The 15,541-nt window shown below is 36.5% G+C and carries 17 protein-coding genes, 1 tRNA gene and 1 riboswitch; of the genes, 4 read left to right on the forward strand and 14 right to left on the reverse strand.

Going from position 1 to position 15,541, the window contains the following annotated elements; all coding sequences use genetic code 11:
- Positions 1 to 229 precede the first annotated feature (229 nt).
- The 5 genes from ACWPUA_RS05755 to ACWPUA_RS05775 are packed head-to-tail and all read right to left on the reverse strand — an operon-like array spanning position 230 to position 4,416.
- Entirely contained in the window at positions 230 to 919 is a 690-nt protein-coding gene (locus ACWPUA_RS05755; protein WP_454379745.1) for a sugar phosphate nucleotidyltransferase, read from the reverse strand.
- A 12-nt stretch (positions 920 to 931) separates the two neighbouring features.
- Positions 932 to 1,810, reverse strand: coding sequence for a DMT family transporter (locus ACWPUA_RS05760; protein WP_454379747.1), 879 nt, complete (start codon positions 1,808 to 1,810; stop codon positions 932 to 934).
- Positions 1,800 to 2,669 (reverse strand): phosphotransferase, encoded by an 870-nt coding sequence (locus ACWPUA_RS05765; protein WP_454379749.1) that lies wholly within the window; start codon positions 2,667 to 2,669, stop codon positions 1,800 to 1,802. Before ACWPUA_RS05765 ends, ACWPUA_RS05760 begins: the two co-directional genes overlap by 11 nt.
- A gap of 12 nt (positions 2,670 to 2,681) precedes the next feature.
- Positions 2,682 to 3,704 (reverse strand): ribitol-5-phosphate dehydrogenase, encoded by a 1,023-nt coding sequence (locus tag ACWPUA_RS05770; protein ID WP_006148454.1) that lies wholly within the window; start codon positions 3,702 to 3,704, stop codon positions 2,682 to 2,684.
- A gap of 4 nt (positions 3,705 to 3,708) precedes the next feature.
- On the reverse strand, positions 3,709 to 4,416 hold the full coding sequence (locus ACWPUA_RS05775) for an IspD/TarI family cytidylyltransferase (RefSeq protein WP_006151754.1): 708 nt from the start codon (positions 4,414 to 4,416) through the stop codon (positions 3,709 to 3,711).
- 322 nt (positions 4,417 to 4,738) lie between these two features.
- On the opposite strand from ACWPUA_RS05775, the gene ACWPUA_RS05780 reads away from it, so the two are divergent.
- A complete protein-coding gene (locus tag ACWPUA_RS05780) occupies positions 4,739 to 5,038 on the forward strand; it encodes a YbaB/EbfC family nucleoid-associated protein (RefSeq protein ID WP_454379752.1) in 300 nt (99 codons plus the stop codon).
- Between the two features lie 46 nt (positions 5,039 to 5,084).
- On the opposite strand, the gene ACWPUA_RS05785 is transcribed toward ACWPUA_RS05780, so the two are convergent.
- The 8 genes from ACWPUA_RS05785 to ACWPUA_RS05820 all read right to left on the reverse strand — a co-directional run bounded on the left by ACWPUA_RS05785 (position 5,085) and on the right by ACWPUA_RS05820 (position 12,382).
- Positions 5,085 to 6,848, reverse strand: coding sequence for a glycerophosphoryl diester phosphodiesterase membrane domain-containing protein (locus tag ACWPUA_RS05785; protein ID WP_454379754.1), 1,764 nt, complete (start codon positions 6,846 to 6,848; stop codon positions 5,085 to 5,087).
- Positions 6,849 to 6,856: 8 nt separating this feature from the next.
- Positions 6,857 to 7,447, reverse strand: a complete 591-nt coding sequence (locus ACWPUA_RS05790; protein WP_454379756.1) for a 3'-5' exonuclease — start codon at positions 7,445 to 7,447, stop codon at positions 6,857 to 6,859.
- A gap of 69 nt (positions 7,448 to 7,516) precedes the next feature.
- A complete protein-coding gene (locus tag ACWPUA_RS05795; protein ID WP_004252719.1) occupies positions 7,517 to 8,008 on the reverse strand; it encodes a DUF536 domain-containing protein in 492 nt (163 codons plus the stop codon).
- A gap of 194 nt (positions 8,009 to 8,202) precedes the next feature.
- Positions 8,203 to 9,081: a tRNA pseudouridine(55) synthase TruB gene (gene truB, locus ACWPUA_RS05800; protein ID WP_454379800.1), complete on the reverse strand. Its 879-nt coding sequence runs from the start codon at positions 9,079 to 9,081 to the stop codon at positions 8,203 to 8,205.
- An 11-nt stretch (positions 9,082 to 9,092) separates the two neighbouring features.
- Positions 9,093 to 10,367 (reverse strand): DUF2130 domain-containing protein, encoded by a 1,275-nt coding sequence (locus ACWPUA_RS05805; protein ID WP_371499273.1) that lies wholly within the window; start codon positions 10,365 to 10,367, stop codon positions 9,093 to 9,095.
- 80 nt (positions 10,368 to 10,447) lie between these two features.
- Complete coding sequence (locus tag ACWPUA_RS05810) at positions 10,448 to 11,245, reverse strand: formate/nitrite transporter family protein (protein ID WP_006153593.1); 798 nt, start codon at positions 11,243 to 11,245, stop codon at positions 10,448 to 10,450.
- An 88-nt stretch (positions 11,246 to 11,333) separates the two neighbouring features.
- A complete protein-coding gene (locus tag ACWPUA_RS05815; RefSeq protein WP_454379760.1) occupies positions 11,334 to 11,753 on the reverse strand; it encodes a hypothetical protein in 420 nt (139 codons plus the stop codon).
- Positions 11,754 to 11,872: 119 nt separating this feature from the next.
- Positions 11,873 to 12,382 (reverse strand): QueT transporter family protein, encoded by a 510-nt coding sequence (locus ACWPUA_RS05820; protein ID WP_414265716.1) that lies wholly within the window; start codon positions 12,380 to 12,382, stop codon positions 11,873 to 11,875.
- A riboswitch (PreQ1 riboswitch) is annotated at positions 12,380 to 12,477 on the reverse strand. Its footprint overlaps the gene before it by 3 nt.
- Before the next feature lie 28 nt (positions 12,478 to 12,505).
- Between ACWPUA_RS05820 and ACWPUA_RS05825 the strand changes: the two genes are divergently transcribed.
- The 3 genes from ACWPUA_RS05825 to ACWPUA_RS05835 all read left to right on the forward strand — a co-directional run bounded on the left by ACWPUA_RS05825 (position 12,506) and on the right by ACWPUA_RS05835 (position 13,578).
- Positions 12,506 to 12,940, forward strand: coding sequence for a GtrA family protein (locus ACWPUA_RS05825; RefSeq protein ID WP_250307137.1), 435 nt, complete (start codon positions 12,506 to 12,508; stop codon positions 12,938 to 12,940).
- A 79-nt stretch (positions 12,941 to 13,019) separates the two neighbouring features.
- On the forward strand, positions 13,020 to 13,400 hold the full coding sequence (mscL, locus tag ACWPUA_RS05830; RefSeq protein ID WP_454379763.1) for a large conductance mechanosensitive channel protein MscL: 381 nt from the start codon (positions 13,020 to 13,022) through the stop codon (positions 13,398 to 13,400).
- Between the two features lie 106 nt (positions 13,401 to 13,506).
- Positions 13,507 to 13,578: transfer RNA gene (locus ACWPUA_RS05835), tRNA-Arg, on the forward strand.
- Positions 13,579 to 13,622: 44 nt separating this feature from the next.
- On the opposite strand, the gene ACWPUA_RS05840 is transcribed toward ACWPUA_RS05835, so the two are convergent.
- Positions 13,623 to 15,524: an ABC-F family ATP-binding cassette domain-containing protein gene (locus tag ACWPUA_RS05840; RefSeq protein ID WP_454379765.1), complete on the reverse strand. Its 1,902-nt coding sequence runs from the start codon at positions 15,522 to 15,524 to the stop codon at positions 13,623 to 13,625.
- Positions 15,525 to 15,541 lie beyond the last annotated feature (17 nt).

The following is a 15,541-nucleotide window of genomic DNA, read 5'->3' on the forward strand; positions in this document are numbered from 1 at the left end:
TTAAGGGGATCAGATAAAGAAAAACCTTGCAATTGCAAGGTTTCAGTTAAGATATTTACACAAAAGTAGCAAATAAGCACTTGCTTACTTGTTTCCGTTGTAGCTTCTTTTCTCTGACACCTTGTGAGTCTCTCTGGACTGCCCTTAAAGGTTAAATTTTCACTAGTATACTGTATCAAACCTAAAAAGTCAAGTAAAAATAGGTAAGGTATCAGTTCATAAAAGTTGCTTATTTTTGTGAAGAAAGAATCTTTTCTAATTTTTGATAATCTTTAACACTGTCGATTTCATAGATAGAGTTTTCTTCCAACTCTTCTACATATACATCTAGTTCTTTGATGTTATCTTTGACCATGTTGTCCCAATAGAGGTCCACAAACTCGCCGCTTGCATAAGCCTTGTCAATAAATCCTACAATTTTTTCAGCTGTTGGAGCATCCCAGAATGATACACCACTCAAGATGCGTCCATTTTTGCTATCGACAATAATATCTTGAACTTTGTAATCATCTCCGTAAACTAGGAACCACTCATTATCACAATCTTCACGATAAACACTGAAATAAGTTGAACGTTCGATATCATTACGGAACATATTTTTGAAAAGATAGTTATCCGCATCAATAACATAGCTGTTGGCCAAGTCTTCTTTTACCAGGTAAAGAGAATAAAAGTTATTGTAATCAGCATACTTATCGTTGAAGACCAAACGAACCCCGTACTTTTCTTTAAGATAGTCGAATTGTTCTTTTAAATAACCGACAACGATGATAATGTCATCAATTCCACGTTCTTTCAAAAATTCGATTTGATATTCAACCAATGGTTTTTGATTGACTTTAACCAAGGCTTTGGGAGTATTTTCTGTCATGGGTCTCAAACGTGTTCCCAAGCCAGCTGCTAAGATAATCGCTTTCACGCGTTTTCTCCTTTATTCTTTAATAATAATATAAACACCAGCCATTACGATAAGTGAAGTAATAATGGTCAGTAAATTAAGGGGCGAGCCCAAGAAAATCGCTGCAAACAAAACAGTCCATACTACATAACTCACATTTAATCCAGTAGCTTTTGCTGGCTGCAATCGATTGATAGCAATGTAGTAGGCAAGGTAAGAAATCATATTACATGCTGCAAAGATAATCAAAAGCCCCAATAATTGTCCATTTGCCACTTCTGCAAATGAATGATGCGAGAAGAGAACAATAACAAGATAGGATAAAAAAGATGTGACTTGTCGGATCAAGAGGGCTTCGAGTTCACTGAGTTCACTTTCCATAGCAAATGAGCTCAGAACACTTTCACTTCCCCAAGCAAGGGCACAGATCAAGGCACAGAGGATACCAATATAGAATGAATTGACCTGTTCAACCTTGTAGGTCTGAGCAATAATGCCTGCAATGATTAGAAGAATTCCAAACACTGTATTCTTCGAAACCTTATGCTTTAAGAAAAAGAAAGCAAGAAGGACAGAAACTGCAGGATAGATAGCTGAAACCGATGATGCCAAAGAACTACCGATATACTTGACTGCATAGAGATTGGCCTGCATGCCAATTGGCCCAGCCAATAGTGCTCCGATAATAACACTGACATTTCGAATGTTCAAGAAGATTGAAAAGCGTACCTTTCCTTCTTTAACTAGAAGATATCCTAGCAAGATAAAAATACTAAGAAAGTCGTGCGCTGCAGCTACTACAAAAGGTGACAAGTCAGTAAATATAGAGAAGATATAAGCACTAATAGTTAGCCCTAATCCCCAAAAAATACCTGAGATAAGTCCAAAGGAAACTCCATTTTTAGTCTTCATCAATACCTCCCTGAGACTGCAATTCTTTTACAGCTCTATTATAACGAGTGATTCCATAATCTCCGAAATCTGCACCATTTTCCTCTTTGTAAATGGTCCATAGGCTCCAAATAATGTCTTGCAAGATTTTGTAGATACGAATTTTTTCCCGAGAAACTGGTGTCTGTTCGCTTTCATAATATGACAAGAAGGAATCTTCTTCGTCTGTAGTAAATTCAGACTCTAAAAAGAGAGCCGCAAGATCCCACATAGGGTCATTCATGGAAGAATATTCCCAATCAATTAGATAAAGATGTCCATCTGGTGCTTCAATAAAATTTTCAGGAACCAAATCAATATGACATGATTTCTTATCAATTCCGATTTTCTCAAGCTCATTTTTTAAAGAAAGAACTGATTTTCTGACATCTTCATAGTTTGGATAAGAAATCCCCCCTTGAATCAATGATTCATATTTTTTGATTTCCTCAAAAGGAGCAAACTCTCCTTTTAATTCTTTACCAGAAGCATGGATCGTTTGTAGAATTGGAGCAATTTTTTCAAATTTAGTTTTTATAGTATTTGAATCTAATGTTTCTGCATTTTCAATGTATTGATTGACTTTGATACCAGCTTCAATATCAAAAAGATAATTCTCTACATCTAATTTCAAATCTTTCAACAATTCAAGATTGAACTTTTCATTCTGGCGGTCGATTAATTTATCCGTACCTTTACCGAAAAACTTAACGATGTACTGGTTTGAGGATGTTTTAACCAAATAGTTTTGATTGGTCATTCCACCCAACTGTTCAACGCTCTGGATTTCTTCGTCACCAGATAATAAAGAAGCAATCTTTTCTTTAACGATTTCCTTCACAATCATCCTCCATTAGACTTCCCACTTAAATACTGTCTTGAAGGCAGTATTAAGGTCTGTTGCAAATACTCTATGAATATCCTTAATCTCTCTTACTGGTTCTTCTAGATAAATGATATTCTTCAAACGATTGGCAAACTTCTTAATCTCCATCATTTGGATGGCATTTTCAAAGTCAACTCTACCAGAACGAGAAGATCCAACTAATAACAAGCCTTTTTCCAATGAATCACGAGTATTGATATTAACTTTATACTCACTAACTCCCATCATCAAAATGGTACCTTGTGGTTTAATGTAGCGAATCAAGTCATTAATAGCAGGTCCACATCCATCACCACCACAGCATTCGAAACCATGGTCAAAACTAAGATCCTCTGGAATGCTATCAGTAATGTAGAGCTCTTTTGCAAATGAGAATAATTCTAATTTCTCCCAATGACGTCCGATAACAATAATCTCAGCTTCAGGCAAGGTGTAGTTGATAATATTGGCCATGACAAAAGCTAAACTTCCATCACCAATGACAGCAATGCGTTGACGTCTGCTGTGAGATACCGTCATGAAACGATTCATAGCATGCATGCCAACACTGACAAACTCTGTAATGGCAGCAACTGTATCTTCGATATCTTCGTAAGCTACCACACGATCCTTAGGTAGAGAAACGAATTCTCGCATAAACCCATCATAACCACTTGAAAGGAAATATGTTCCTGTCATGTAATTTTCGTAGAATTCCTCATCACTTTGCATAGGTGGTTGATTTGGAATCATAACAACCTTCTGACCAACTTTGTAAGTACCTGTTGGATCAGAAATGACTGTACCACAAGACTCGTGAATCATAGCCATTGGTAGTTTTTTCGCTAAAATCTTTGGATCACGTTTACCTTGGTAGTAACGTTGATCCGCGTGACAAACCGCCATGTAATTTGGTCGGATGAGGATATGATTCTCTTGATCAATTTCTTCTTCCTGATATTTAATATTAATAAACTTTGGTTTTGTCAGTTGATAAATTTGATTAATCATGTCTTTAGTCTTTCTCAATCATGCTTTTAGCAATCTTCAAGTCTGTAACTGTCGTAATTTTAAGGTTTGAATATTCACCTTTTGCTAAGGCTACATCTTTACCCTTAATGACAAAGATTTTACATGCATCTGTTAAAATTTCTTTTTCTTCTGCTGATAAAGAACCATACAAATCAATAAAGTCTTTACAACGGAAGGTTTGTGGAGTCTGTCCTTGGTATAGATGAGCGCGATTTGGAATATCTGTGATAAACTGACCGTTTGTACTTTCAACAATGGTATCTACGGCTTCAACTACTGTGTCAACAGCATCATGATTTTGTGCGAGAGCAATGTTATCTTGAATCATTCGAAGTGTGATAAAAGGACGAACTGAGTCATGTGTGACCACGATATCATCTTCAGTGATTGGACGATAAGCATCGATAGCTTCGATGATCTTTTCAATACTAGAATTTCGATCTGCACCACCTTTTGTGATGATGATACGATCCTTGTGGAGTGGAAGGAATTTTTCAACTAAATCTTCTGCGTGTGTTACCCAGTCTCCGTGAACTCCAACCACAATCTTTTCGATACTTGGCTCTAAGACAAATTTTTCAATTGTATGAATCAAGATTGGGCGATCTCCCAACTCAAGAAATTGTTTGGGTAGGTTACTAATACCCATGCGCGTGCCGGTTCCACCTGCTAAAATTCCAGCGTAAATCATATCGATTCTCCTTTAGTTTGTTCTAAAAACTCATTCCTTACTATTATATCATAATCTAGCGTTATCTTGAAATAAATACTAGTTCTCTCCATTTAGAAACTGATGGCGAGAGCACTTTAGGTTTTGAACATTAAAAAATTTAATCCTTGCATTCTTATTTCTCGATTAAAATAGAGTTCTTCAGAATAATATAGAAAACTTAAAGAAACCTTAAATCATTGGTTGATATGTATATAGCAATCCTGAAATTTTAATTAGACTTTTCCAATTAAAATTGTTAAAATAAAATGGAAAATAAAAGAAAAGGAAACTAACTACCGCCATGATGAATATGCAAAACATGATGCGTCAAGCTCAAAAACTTCAAAAACAAATGGAGCAAAGCCAAGCTGAATTGGCTGCCACAGAATTTGTTGGGACTTCTGCTCAAAACCTTGCAACTGCTACCTTAACAGGTGATAAAAAAGTCGTAAAAATTGATTTCGATCCAGCAGTTGTGGATGCTGAGGATATTGAAACACTTTCAGATATGACTGTTCAAGCGCTCAATGCTGCTCTTGAACAAATTGATGAAACTACTAAAAAGAAACTTGGAGCATTTGCTGGTAAGTTACCATTTTAATTATATTCTCAAAAAGAGGCTGGTTTACAGCCTCTTTTAATTGATGTTAATAAGCAAAGAACTCAGTTGCTTTATTTAGCAATAAGTCACTATATTCAGGGTCTTCCTGAGCAGTTACTAGTTCTTCTTTTATGTTTTCCAAGTCGTCTGTAATCATTCCGTCAACACCTAGGTGAAAAGACTTATTAAATGATTCCGAACTATTGATTGTCCATACATAGAGTTTTTGATCAGTATTCCATAGTTTCGTTACAAAATATTCATCTAAAGTAGAATACTCCATTGTGTAGCCTGTAGCAACCGTTCTAGGAAATACAGAATTATAGGGAAGAATAAAGTATACAGGAATATCCTTGTCATACTCTCTCACTTTTTCAATAACCTTATAATCCAAGGATTGCATTTGATGACCATAAACCTTAATTTTTGCACCGTATTTGTCTAGAAAATGTTCCATCATCTGCGGGCTATCTTTGTGGCTGGTCTTAATCTCAATGAGAAGTTTCTGATGTAATTCATTTGCGCGAGTCAGATAATCATCAAAACTTGAAATCTTTGTCTCATAACCATTCTCATGAATGTCAATCTGCTTTAACTCTTCTAAGGTCAAATCCTGTGGTGTTTTATTAATACCAGCTAGGCCTTTAAGATTAGCATCATGCATCATAACAAATTGACCATCTTTAGTTTCTTGGATATCCATCTCGATTAAATCTGGTTTTAACTGCGCTGTCTTTTCTAAGGATTCTACTGTATTTTGGACGCCATTACCATTTGATACACCACGGTGTGAAATCACAAGCGGTGGATTGACGACAGGAGCTTCTAGATAATTATATCCTTCAATCGCAAAGAAAATACTGGCACACACCATGACCCCCCATCTCATGATATGGTCCTTCTCGCGTCTTGGCATAATATCAAGTTCTTCTCCCGTTAAGAAAGATGTGAATTTGACAAGGAAATAGGTCAGTGCCATATAGTGGAAATTCTTGATAAGAACAAAATTCAAAATAGCAAGGACCAGAGATTCTCTCTGAGTAAGGCTATCCACTATATACTGGATTGATAGTAAAGGGATGAGAGGAAGATAGAAGAATAGATTGGTTTTTACAATAATTAAGAATAAATGCCAAGCATAAAACCAAAAGAAATTCTTAGTTTTATCCAAACTATAAATGATCGCTTCCTTGACCGTCATCTTTTCATAAAAGACCTTAGGTAGAGTGAACATCAAGCGAACAGAAACATAGAAGAATAAGACTGATAAGATAATAATGGCTATCCACCACATCCAGTACTTATCTTCCATGTAGGTTTGAATAAACTCTGGTATTACGATTTTATTGAAATAATAAATCTTAAATATCTTCCTGATAAAAGGAAATAGCATTGCTACAAATAAAAAGATAAACAAAGCTTTTGAAATAGTCATCTTCTTCATAAAAGCAAGGCTTTCCCGAAATACTTTTCGACTATATTCTATAAGAGTCCTTTTTTCGTGATATAGGAGGTGGCGTGCTCCAATAAAGAGAATACTAAGTTGAAAATAGGCTACCAGTAGATTGATAGCTATTAAAATAACGAAGCCAAGACTGACAATAGGAGCATTTTTTATTATCTCAAAAATATTGTTGTAGGAAATAAACAAATATCCAGTCTGACTTAGTAAAAATCCAGCTATCACTGAGTTTAGTGGCAACCAGATATAGTCAACCAACATAAAGATTAGAAAGAATAGAAAGAGGATTTTATCCAGATTAAGGTAAATCTTTTTAAAACCCAATTTTTTCGGTTTTTCAGGTTTCATAAAAACTCCTAATCAAAAAGTTGTGATAAATCCAAAGCACCAAATGGATTCGAATTGAGACTAGTCTGAGAATTGAGTAAGAGTCTACTCTCATCTGACTCCAGAAAAGCTTCATACACTCGAGCAGTCATACGAGCATCCTCTAAACTATTATGAGATTGCCCTTTAAAACCTAGAAAATTAGCCACAGTTTGTAATTTTAGATTAGCAATTCCATGAAGATCAGAACTACGTCGCTCCAGTGCTTCATTATAGACATCAACTAGATATTGCTGACTATAGTCAAATCCATGCTCTAGTAGAATTGGTAAATCACTCTTTGCTGCATTATAACCAATAAGAGGCAAGTTACCAACAAAATCTTGAAATTTCTGCAGGACTTCTTCTACCTTTGGTGCGCCTTTCAATGTCTCTGAAGTAATCCCCGTCAAACCATTAATAAAACTCTTCAAAGGAACATCAGTGTAGACATAAGAGTCGAATGTCCCTACTTCTTCACCTTCTTTAAAATGCACTGCTGATACTTGAATCAAATGAGTCTTATCCTGGTCTTTATTGAATTCTAAATCAAATGAGATATATTCTCTTAGTGTTTCCATCTTATCAATCCTAATTGATTTGTAAAAAGAAACCACCTGGTCTAGTCCTAGAAACCAAGCAGTTTTTTCTTATTTTCCAAATAAGCGAGCAAAGAAGCCTTTCTTCGATGCTTGAACTTCTTGCTTAGCTTGATCCAACTCCAACTGAAGGGTTTCTTGATCCTTCATAGCTTGAAGGGTTAACTGTTGTTGTTGATCCAATTGCTTATCTTTTTCAGCGATTTGGCGGTCTTTGACACGCATCTGTTCATCTTTTTCAGCCAGTTGCTTATCTTTAGCTTTCAATTGCTCATAAAGACGAATGATTTCAGCGTTCTTTTCATCAACAAGAATTTCCATGAGTTCTCGTTGCTTAACTTCATCACTAACCGGTTCATCTTCAAAGATAGTCTTTTTGTAGATTTCTTCAAGTTTAATCAATCCACTGCGAGTAACAACAGTAACACCCTTGTCGTTTTTTGTAATATCTTCTTCTGGTAATTCTTTGACACGATTATTGATTGCTTGTCGGGATAGTCCCAAGACTTCAGCAATCTCACTGACAGTCATTTCAATACTCATAATATCCTCTATTTTTCTCTAGCTTTTCTTAAATTAAATCTTATCATAAGTAAGCAAAACTGTCAAATAACACTGTATTTTCAATGGTTTTTTAAGACATAAAATTTAAAAACTATTTATTGGCTAATATTTTAAAAAGATGAGAGCATCTCATCTTTAGACTAGTAGATAAAAATCGTTTATTCAGTATAATTTTAAGAGAAAACCTTTCTTGGTTTGTAGAAATGATCACGTTTCTCCATAATAGCAAGTAACTTCTCACCTTCGAAAGCGGCAACTTCTTTCTCGCTACACTCTAACTCAATAAAACGACCATAACGGACTTCATCTGCCTGTTCAGGAGTCAAGTTTACTTTTACTAAATCCCCTGTACCAATCTCTAGAGGATAAAGAAAATCTAGTTTTCCAGCCTCTACTTTTTGGGCAATTTCTTCTAAGGTCAAGGAATCTTCTAACTGTAAACCAGCCGCACTAGTCCGTGTAAGATGAGACATGTGAGCTGCATAACCAAGCTTCTCTCCCAAGTCAACCGATAAGGTACGGATATAGGTTCCCTTGCTACATTTTACTCGGAAGGTAAAACGCGCAAGTTTATCCTCGTAGCAAATGGGACTGGTTCTTTCAAAACTATAAATGGTCACCTGACGTTCTGGACGCTCGACTTCCTGACCAGCACGCGCATACTCATAGAGCTTGCGACCATTGACCTTAATAGCTGAGTACATTGGTGGAATCTGGGTGATAGGCCCTGTCAGACTAGCAATGGCTTCATCAACAAGCTTTTCATCCAGTGGAGCTAAAACAGGAGTTTCTGCAACAACTTCCCCACTAGCGTCTTCGGTTGTTGTTGAATATCCTAATGTGATTTCTCCCTCATAGACCTTGCCTTCATCCTGCATGAACTCTACCATGCGAGTCGCCTTTCCTATAGCAATGGGTAAAACGCCCACAACATCAGGATCCAAAGTGCCACCATGGCCAATCTTCTTAGTTCCTAAAATCTTACGCAATTTAAAAACCGCATCATGCGAGGTCATGCCTGTTTCTTTTTTTAAGTTGATAATACCGTTCATGTGTTGCTTTCTCACTCCCCCTTCAAAGCATCAAACTTCGCTTTCATAGTTGGATTCTTCCGAGTCAATTTTTTAACGGAAACATCATCTAGCTTGTTGTTAGCCAGGCGGAGTTGATTTTCTGATGTGGTCAAGAATTTCTTGACCTCTTCCATGCGTTTGATGGCCTTGTCGATTTCGTCAATAGCCTTACCGAAGTTAACAGATGCTGAATTGTAGTTCTTGGCAAAGGCCACTTTGAAAGCATCTAGGTCTTCCTCGAAATGGGTAATATCAATATTTTGTTCTCGGATAAGTGCTAATTCTTGCTTGTATTTAAGAGAGTTAAGAGCTGCATTGCGCAAAAGACCAATCAACTGAATAAAGAACTGAGGACGGACCACATACATCTTCTCATACTCGTGGCTGACATCCACAATCCCTGTGTTGAAGTAGTCATTATCAGCCTCAAGCATAGTCACTAATACGGCATACTCACAGTTCTTCTCACGTCGATCCTTATCCAACTCCTTGTAGAAGTCTGCATTCTTATGCTTCTTCTCTGTTCCGTCCGCTTCATTTTTCATCTCAAACATGATGGAAATGAATTCTAGCCCATTTTCATCAAAGTCACGGAAGATAAAATCGCCCTTAGAACCACGTGCTGAAACCTTGTTGTCCTTTTCGAAATAAGCGTTTGGAAAGGCAAAGCTACGAACCTTGTTAAACTCACTTTCCGCATACTGCTCAAGACTTTCTCCAATAGCCTTGGTTGATTGTTGGGCCTTGAAATTCTTGTAAAACTCAACCTGCTCATTAGCTGCCTTAAGCTGAGCTTCATAGTTTTGCTTAACTGAAGTCAGAGAAAGCTCGTTTTCTTTTTCTTGTAGAAGGAGCTGATTTTTGACCTGGTCTCTTTCTTTCTCTAGATTAGACAGTGTCTTTTGCAGCTGATTCTCATGCTCCAAGCGTAAGGTAGCCAGCTGATTCTCCAGTGCTTGAACTTCTTTTTCCTTCTCTAGCAGACTTTGACTAGCACTTTGCTCTACTTCTTTTTTGGCTAATTCTTTTTCGGTATCAAAGTTCTGAATTTGACTTTGTAGCTGGGCAATTTCTTGGTCTTTTTGCGCAAGTTTTGTCTGCTGTTCATTCATGGCTTTTTGCTCAGCCAAGGCCAGCTCTTGCTTCATGCGTTCATGCAATTCCTTATCAAACTCTACAGTTCGAACTTGAGAAATTAGCTCTGCATATTGGCTTTCATTAACTGTAAAAACTTCCCCACAATTTGGACATTTAATTTCGTTCATGATTTTCCTCTGTATTTAACATTACTACATTCATTATAGCATGGAAAAACAAAAAGAAAAAGTTGGAATCAATCCAACTTTTAGTCTACGTAGGTATCTTCGTTCTTGTTTAAGAAGGCATAAGGCAATCCAATCAGTAGACCACCTCCTATAAAGTTACCAATAAAGGTTACCCCCCAGTGACGAAGAATATTTCCAATACCGAAGTTTGCGATTGAATCAGCAGCAACACTGAACTTCACAATAGCAAATGATGCAAAGTTTGCGGCGATGTGCTCATTTGTTAAGAATACAAACATGTAAATGGCTGATAGAACCAACCAAAGTTTTGCTCCACCATCCTTGACTAAAACAAATGAAAGAATGGCGATGTTTACAAAGATATTCGCTAGAATACCTTCAAGTAAAACTAGTTCATTAGAGCGTCCCAACTTCATTTCTACAACTCCAGAAATAAAGCTATCGTGCGTTAGATTAGCATAAGCTGCTGAATGAGCAAATCCCCAACCAGCGATAAGCGCACCAATTAAGTTAAAGAAAGTACAATATAGAAGAATTTCAGCTGTTTTTCTCCAGCTAATTTTTTTCAAAAAACTACCCGCTGTTAAGAACATCATGTTTGACGTTACCAATTCAGCATTCAAGAAGACAATGTAAGCTAATCCCCAAGCAAAAACAAACGGGAAAAGGAAACGTCCACTACCTGGGACAATCTTATTAATCAAATCTGCACCAACTGCTCCTGCTGCTGTACTGAAGGTAAGGAAAGCACCTGCAAACATTGAACGGATAGCATACTTGAATTTGCTATTTGAATAAAGACTTTCTTTCTTTTTACAAGCAAATTCAATTTTTGAGATAAATTCTGATGAAACCATAAAAACTCCTAAAACTTTTATTTGTGAATATTATAACATAAAATCGACTTTATGGAAAGGCTTTCTGAAATTTTAAAAAAATTAAAACCTATGATTCTAAAATGCGAATTTTGATATTGTATTTTTTCGTTTCATTTTTTAGATTTCTGACAATCTTATCATTCTCTTTTGATTGGCCAAAGAAAAAGGCTAGAGCTTTTCCGTTCTTTTGTTGGATACTCAAAAAATATCTAGCTCCATTCAATTTAACACTTGGAATAAAATGGACCTCAATCTTTTTAATATTATTCAGTGGTATAATGCGCTTTCTAAAAACATAAGCATTATGGATATAAAATCTTCCCTTAGCAATATGAAACGGGGCAAAAAAGTTTCCACCACTTTGACGCACAATGACATAACGACGCCAAAGGATCAATAAAAGAAGGAAGGATACAAAGGAAATAGCAAAAGTCAAAACCGAGCTTTTCATCATCAATTTTATCCCAATCAAAAAATAATCTATCATAATTACCCCCCCCTTTTTTCTACCTTATTATACCACTTTTGTTGAGCTTCTAGGTTCATGGACAAAGAAAAAGACTGAACAAAGTTCAGCCCTTTTTACGAATGGTTGATAAGATATCTTTATCTAGTCAAATCAATACGTTTACCAATTTTACCAATGATAATTGCACCGACAATAAGTGAAGCGAATTCTCCGATACCAGTAGTGAACCATGTAAAGAAGAATGGTGCTTCTGCTACAATGTTCAATTCAGCAGCAATGGTGATCATTGAAATTGAAAATAGAATTGAAAAGAAGAAATGATCTTTTCGAATCAACCCATTAAAAAGATAGTCTTTACTATATTTACTGAACAACCAAACTCCTAAGCTTAGGAAGACAAGCGTTGATCCTCCACCTACAGCGACATCAATGAGTCCAAAACTGAAAAAATTAGCAATCATACATCCAAGAGTAACACCAATAATGTACTTAGGATTGTAAAAAGCTAGAAAGTTCATCATTTCAGAAATACGGAATTGGTAAGCTCCGTAGCTAATGGCATTGAGTGGTGGTGTAATAGTCAAAACCACATAAATTGCTGCGACAATGGCAATGTCAGCCAAATCGCGGACAGTAAGTTTTTTCATGTTTTCTCCTTTAGCAGCTCCACCGCGTTTAATATGCTTGGTGAAAGAAGTTAAGCACCAAGGGTTGAACAAGTCAACTTTGTTAGTATAGCACATTTAAATGCTTTATGCTATACTAATCTTATGAAAAGATACATTAAAAAATTCTTCGATAACGAAATTTTATCTTATTTATTTTTCGGCGTTGCCACTACTGTTGTTTCTGTAGGGACTCGAATGATTATTTTTTACTTGACTCAGCAAGAATTAACAGCTACTGCTCTAGGTAATATAACAGGTATTCTATTTGCTTTCTTCACGAATGACACTATTGTTTTTAAACAAAAACGAGAAAATTGGTTTGGACGTCTCATTAAATTCTCTGGAGCTAGATTTTTTACCTTCTTACTTGATATGGCACTAACCTTTATTTTTGTCACCAAGTTTCCTCATATAATTGGTCAATTTGTAGGTGATGATATTAATATAATTAATACGATTGAAATAGTTCTCGCGCAAGTTACAATTGTTGTTCTAAATTACCTATTTAGCAAGCTTTTTGTTTTTAAAAATAAATGAGCACTTTTCTTGCACTCAACATAAATTTACGATATAATTTGTCTGTAAAAATTTGATAAAATTTTGAAAGGAAATTATTATGTTAAAGGAACTTAAAGATTTCTTGCTCCGTGGCAACGTCGTTGACCTTGCTGTCGGTGTGATCATCGCCACTGCTTTTGGTGCTATCATCAATTCATTTGTTAATGATATCATCACTCCACTTCTATTGAACCCAGCCTTGGAAGCTGCGAATGTACAAAACATTGCTGAGCTTGCTTGGAATGGTGTTACATATGGTAAATTCTTGAGCGCTGTTATCAACTTCGTTGTAATTGGTACTGTTCTCTTCTTCATGATTAAAGCTATTGAAAAAGCTCAAAACCTTCGTAAGAAAGAAGAAGTTGCTGAAGAAGCTCCAGCAGCTCCAACTGAATTGGAAGTTCTTCAAGAAATCAAAGCACTTCTTGAAAAAAAATAAAAATGTAAAAGGATTTAGATATTGTCTAAATCCTTTTTTCTTCCTCTTTTTATATTGGTTTTAGTCTTGAGTAAAACTCCTATTTTTGATATAATGATGAGAGTTTCCACCCTTAGTGTAATGGATATCACGTAAGATTCCGGTTCTTGAGATGGGGGTTCGATTCCCTCAGGGTGGATAGATATAAACGAAAAAGCAACGGTTGACGTTGCTTTTTTATTATTAAACTTTTTCCGACAATTCTTCCCACTCTAGCATAGCTTCTTCCTGTCGCTGGCTAATCTTATCCAGTTCTGCTTGCAATTGCATGAGTTCATCCGCATCATTAGTAGTATGCATTTGTTCAGAAATAGCTTGGGCTTGATTTTCTAATTCTTCGATTTCTGTCTCAAGACTTTCGATTTGTCTCATCAATTTACGAAGTTCTTTTTGACTTTCCTTTTGAGCTTGGTAGTCATTAACTGGAGAAGCCTCTTTTTCTTGGCTAACAGCTGCCGCTTCTTCCTCTTGACTAGTTGCTAGCTCTGTTTTTTTCTCCACATAATAGTCATAATCTCCAAGATAGAGGGTCGAACCATTTTCGGACAATTCCAGAACATGTGTAGCGACACGATTGATAAAATAACGGTCATGGCTGACAAATAGAAGAGTCCCATCAAAGTCAATCAGTGCATTTTCCAGAACTTCCTTACTATCAATATCCAAATGGTTGGTCGGCTCGTCAAGAATCAGGAAGTTATTATTTTCCATTGATAGTTTAGCCAGTAATAAGCGAGCTTTCTCTCCACCTGAAAGCATGCCAACTGATTTCTTAACATCATCACCTGAAAAAAGGAAGGCGCCTAAACGATTTCGGATTTCCACTTCTGGCATTAATCTAAAATCATTCCAAAGTTCATCTAAAACTGTATTGCTGGGTGTCAACTTACTTTGAGTTTGGTCATAGTAGCCAACTTCAACATTTGCACCGAAACGCTTCTCACCCTTTATAAAAGGAATCTGATCAACAATAGACTTGATAAAGGTTGTCTTTCCAATCCCATTCGGACCTACAACTGCTACGGCATTCATCTTACGAAGGTCGAGGTTGATAGGCTCTGATAATATTTCTCCATCATATCCAATAGCAGCATTCTCAACTGTCAGCACAATATTACCAGATGTTTTATCAGAGTGAAAGGTCATATTGGCTGATTTATTCCCAGCTTCAGGCTTCTCTAAACGCTCCATCTTTTCCAGTTGTTTACGTCTAGATTGAGCACGCTTGGTTGTCGATGCTCGAACGAGATTTCGGTTAACAAAGTCTTCTAAAGCAGCAATTTCCTTCTGTTGCTTTTCGTAGTTCTTAGCTTCAGTCAGTAACTTCTGCTCTTTCTGCTCCACAAAGCTTGAGTAGTTCCCTACGTATCTATCTAAAGAATGTTTGGTTAAGTCGAGCGTTATGGTTGCTACCTTATCGAGAAAATAACGGTCGTGACTAACAATTATCAAGGCACCACTGTAATTAACCAGATAGTTTTCTAACCAGGCAATGGTTTCAATATCCAGGTGGTTGGTCGGCTCATCCAAAACTAAGAGATTTGGCTTTTCAAGGAGCATTTTGGCTAGGGCTAATCTTGTATTTTGACCTCCAGAAAGCTCGGCTATTTTCATCTGCCACATAGACTCATCAAACTTAAAACCATTTAAAATGGCGCGAATATCAGCTTCATAGGTAAATCCTCCAGCCTGACGGAATTCTTCAGATAGACGATCGTAGTCTGACATGAGCTTATCGAGATCTGCTCCTGTCTTTTCCCCCATCTCTAGCTCCATTTGGCGAAGTTGTCTTTCAGTAGTACGTAAGTCGTCAAAGACGTGAAGCATCTCGTCATAGATAGTATTTTCGGATTCAAATCGACTATCCTGTGCTAAGTAAGAAAGAGAAATGTCTTTTTTCTTATTAATCTCACCTGATGTTGGTTCTTCTTCCCCGACTAATATCTTTAATAGTGTCGACTTACCTGCTCCATTTTTCCCAACGAGAGCAATACGATCTCTTTCATCTACTTGTAGATTAATATTTTCAAATAGAACATCGCCTGCAAAAGAACGTTCGATTTTATTAGCTTGTAAAATAATCATGTAACTATTTTACTATC

Source organism: Streptococcus sp. Marseille-Q6504, from assembly GCF_965111625.1.